2 protein-coding genes and 2 pseudogenes are annotated in these 3,481 nt (G+C 75.3%); 1 reads left to right on the forward strand and 3 read right to left on the reverse strand.

Annotation, left to right across the window (positions count from 1 at the left end; translation table 11 throughout):
• Positions 1-78: 78 nt before the first annotated feature.
• Positions 79-492 (forward strand): annotated as a pseudogene (locus ACFV61_RS35145) (sterol carrier protein domain-containing protein); the annotation flags it as partial.
• A gap of 49 nt (positions 493-541) precedes the next feature.
• Here ACFV61_RS35145 and ACFV61_RS35150 read toward each other — a convergent pair.
• The 3 genes and pseudogenes from ACFV61_RS35150 to ACFV61_RS35160 all read right to left on the reverse strand — a co-directional run.
• Positions 542-1,987 (reverse strand): MFS transporter, encoded by a 1,446-nt coding sequence (locus tag ACFV61_RS35150; protein ID WP_380496172.1) that lies wholly within the window; start codon positions 1,985-1,987, stop codon positions 542-544.
• Positions 1,984-2,661, reverse strand: coding sequence for an ArsR/SmtB family transcription factor (locus tag ACFV61_RS35155; RefSeq protein ID WP_380496174.1), 678 nt, complete (start codon positions 2,659-2,661; stop codon positions 1,984-1,986). Before ACFV61_RS35155 ends, ACFV61_RS35150 begins: the two co-directional genes overlap by 4 nt.
• Before the next feature lie 103 nt (positions 2,662-2,764).
• Positions 2,765-3,481 (reverse strand): annotated as a pseudogene (locus tag ACFV61_RS35160) (hypothetical protein); the annotation flags it as partial.

Genomic DNA, 3,481 nt, shown 5'->3' on the forward strand with positions numbered 1-3,481 from the left:
GGAAGAAGGTCACGAAGGGCGAGACCACCGGGCGTGTTGGGGTGCCCCCCGCCCCCCCCCCCCAGCGCCACCCCCCCCCACGTTCCGTCCGACCACCCGCTGCGCTGGCAGCTTGTGGACTTCAACGCCGGCGAGAGGAGCAGCAGCACCGACTGGCTCTGGGTGCGGCTGCTGGACGTCCCGCGGGCGCTGACCTCGCGCGGCTGGTTCGTGGACGGCGAGCTCGTCCTCGACGTCGACGACCCGTTCCTCGGCGAGCACGGCCGCTATCTGCTGACCGTCCGGGACGGGAAGGCCGAGTGCGTCCCGACGGACCGGGAGCCCGACCTGTCCCTGGACGTGAGCGACCTGGGCTCGGTCTACCTCGGCGGCACCACCCCGAGCACGCTCGTGCGGGCCGGGCACATCCGGGCCCACCGCCCGGGCGCGGCCGCCCTCGCCGACGCCCTCTTCAGCGCCGAGCGCGCCCCGCACTGCCTGCACTGGTTCTGACCGGCTGGTTCCGACCGCACGCTCGCCTCGCCGCCCCTGCACGACAGGCCTACGGGCGTGCCGGGATCGACGCGGGCGCAAGCTCGGGCTCGGGCTCTGTCCCGGGCTCGGGCTCTGTCCCCGGCTCAGACTCGGGCTCGGGCTTCGCCCCGTCGACGGTGCCCGTCCGGCCGCGCCGGCGGTCCATCTCGCGCCACTCCGGCCGCAACCCGGCCAGGTTGGTGGAGGCGAAGTAGAGGGCGCCGCCCGCGACCAGGGTGGGTATCAGCCCGATGAGGCTGACCGCTGCGCCGGCCAGCAGGCCGCCGAGCGGGATACCGGCCCAGGCGAGGGAGTCGCCGAGGGCGTGGACGCGGCCGAGCAGGTGGCGGGGCACCCGCTCGAAGAGCACCGCGCCGAGGATCGGGTTGAGGAAACCGCCACCGAAGCCGCCGACCGCGAAGACCGTGAGCACCACCCACAGCGGCGCGCCGCACGCGAGCACCAGGAAGCGCGGGGCCCCGACGAGCAGGAAGCCGGCGAAGAACACCGTCCGGCGGGGCAGCCGGTGGGCGACGGCCGCCGCGATCAGACTGCCGACGACCGCCGTGATCCCGCCGGCGGTGCCGGTCAGGCCGATGGCGGCCGGGCCGTTCCCCGACTCCCGCGCCCAGACCGGGAGGAGGACCGTGATGAACCCGGCGTCGAGCAGGTTGGTGATGCCGACCAGCACCGTCACGGTGAGCAGCAGCGGATCGGAGCGCAGGAAGGTGAAGCCCTCGCGGAACATCCGCCAGTAACCCGCCGGTTCGGCCCCGGTTCCGGCTCCGGCGCCAGTTCCGGCCCCGGCTCCGGTCCCGATCCCGGCCTCGGCCTCTGCGGCCTGCGCGGCAGCGGGTGCCGGGGCCGCCGCGCGCCCCATCCCGCGCGGCAGGGCGAAGGCGATGACGAGGGACCCCAGGGCGAAGGTGGCGGCGTTGAGCGCCAGCCCGGCCAGCGGACCCATCAGCGCGACCAGCCCACCACCGACCGCCGGGCCGACCGTGGAAGCCAGCCGTTCGGTGACGCCGGAGAGACCGGTGGCGCGCTCCATCGGCACCCGGGCGCGGTCGGCGGCCTCCGGGACCATGACCGACTTGGCCAGATCCCCCGGGCCGCGCATCGCCCCGATCACCGCGACCATCGCCAGCAGCACCCCGAACGGCAGCAGCCCCAGGGCGTGCAGCAACGGGACCAGCCCGGCCGCGACGGCGCTCACCAAGTCCGTCGTCCAGGACACCACCCGCGGCCCGAGCCGATCGACCAGCGGCCCGGTCAGCGCCTTGACCAGCACGTACGGCGCCATCTCGGCGAAGGCGACCAGGCCCGTCATGGTGGCGCTGCCGGTGGTGGCCAGGACGAACCAGGGCAGGGCGATGGCCGAGACACGCGTCCCGGTGATGGAGACGGCCATGGCGGAGAGCACCCCGACCAGCGGCCGGAGGCTGCGCGCGGGCGCGTCGACGACGGTGGTCATCGGGACCCCGCCTCACCGGTGTCGGTGTCGGTGCTGGCATCGCTGTCGGTATCGGTGTCGGCATCGGTACCAGCGCCGGTGCCGACGCTCGCGTCGGGCAGCACGTGGACGACCACGGCGACCCGCTCGGTGCCCTCCGGGGCCGGCCCCTCCGTATCCAGCGCGCGGTAACGCCGCACCACCGCGGACAGATCAGCGGCCAGTTGCCCGGCCTCCTCGGGGGTGAGCTGCAACAGCACGTCGCTGAGGCCGACCGCCTTGCGCCACTCCCGCGGCATCGTCTCGAAGGCGTCGACCGACCGCTGTGCCGCCAGGGCGTGGGCGGTGAGGACGGACCGCAGGAAGCCGACGGCCGTGTCGAGCTCCTCGTCGGCCATGTCGTCACTCGTCCAGACGGTGAACTTGTGGGCCGAACGCCACCACCGCTCCCGGGCGTTTCCGCGCTCGGGATCCTCCTCGACGAAGCCCGCGGCGGCGAGCTGGCGGAGGTGGTAGCTGGTCGCCCCGGAGTTGAGCCCCAGCTGCTCGGCGAGCCTGGTCGCCGTGGAGGGACCGTGCTTGCGCAGCAGCCCGACCAGCTGCATGCGCACGGGGTGGGCCATCGCCCGCATGCCCTTGGCCGTGAGGACGATGTGCGGGTCATCGCTGTGCATCCAGCCGCGTTCATCGGTCATGGCAGGAGCGTAGAACCGCAAAGACATCTTTGCAAAGGGTTTTTTGCGAAGAAGTCTTTGCGGTGAAGGATGGAGCCCCGAAGAGCTGCCCGCCGGCCGTCCGTCAGTCGTGCGCGACCACCAGCAGCAGCACCACCGTCAATCCGCCGCCCGGTGTGGCCTCCACCGCCAGTCGCCCGCCCGCCGCCAGCACCAGGCTGTGCACGGCGGGCCCGACCGGCCCGTCGGCGCGGGCGCCCGCGAGCAGCCACTCCCGCGCCCCGGGCAGCTCGGACGACCCCCGGTCGGCCACCCGGATCTCCACCCGCCCGCGCGGTCGCGCCGCCCCGCTCAACCCGGCCGCCCGAAGGGCCGTCGCGGCCGGGCCCGGCCCGCCCGCCACCTCGGCGCGGACCAGCACCCGCCCGCCGGGCGGGTTGCGCCGGATCGCGTGGTCGACCAGGCCGGCGAGCGCGGCCTCCAGCCGCCGGGCGTCCCCGGCCACCACCGGCAGCCCCGGCGCCAGCCGGGCCGTCACCGCCGCCGCCCGGCCGCCGCCGCGCACCACCCTGCGGACCACTTCGGTCACCTGGACGTGCCGCGCCTGCGGCTCGCAGCCGGCCTGCCGGTCGGTCCACTCGACGCGCTCAAGTTCCGGCCGGGACAGCGCCCGGGGCCCGGCCATCTCGCCCGGTCTGAACGGTCCGGCCTCCTCGCCCGCCACCGCGCCGCCGGGCCCTCCCGTACGGCCGGGGCCACCCGGCCCGCCGAGGGCGCCGAGCGCCCTGGCCCCCGATGCGACATAGCCCCAGAGCTTCCCGCTTGCCATCGCCCTGCCCCG

The sequence above is a fragment of the Kitasatospora sp. NPDC059817 genome, assembly GCF_042731835.1.
Classification (GTDB): domain Bacteria; phylum Actinomycetota; class Actinomycetes; order Streptomycetales; family Streptomycetaceae; genus Kitasatospora.

What these genes read in the sequence shown, in the direction of transcription:
- ACFV61_RS35150 (WP_380496172.1), bottom strand. Translation starts at nt 1,987, where the DNA reads ATGACCACCGTCGTCGACGCGCCCGCGCGCAGCCTCCGGCCGCTGGTC.
- ACFV61_RS35155 (WP_380496174.1), bottom strand. Translation starts at nt 2,661, where the DNA reads ATGACCGATGAACGCGGCTGGATGCACAGCGATGACCCGCACATCGTC.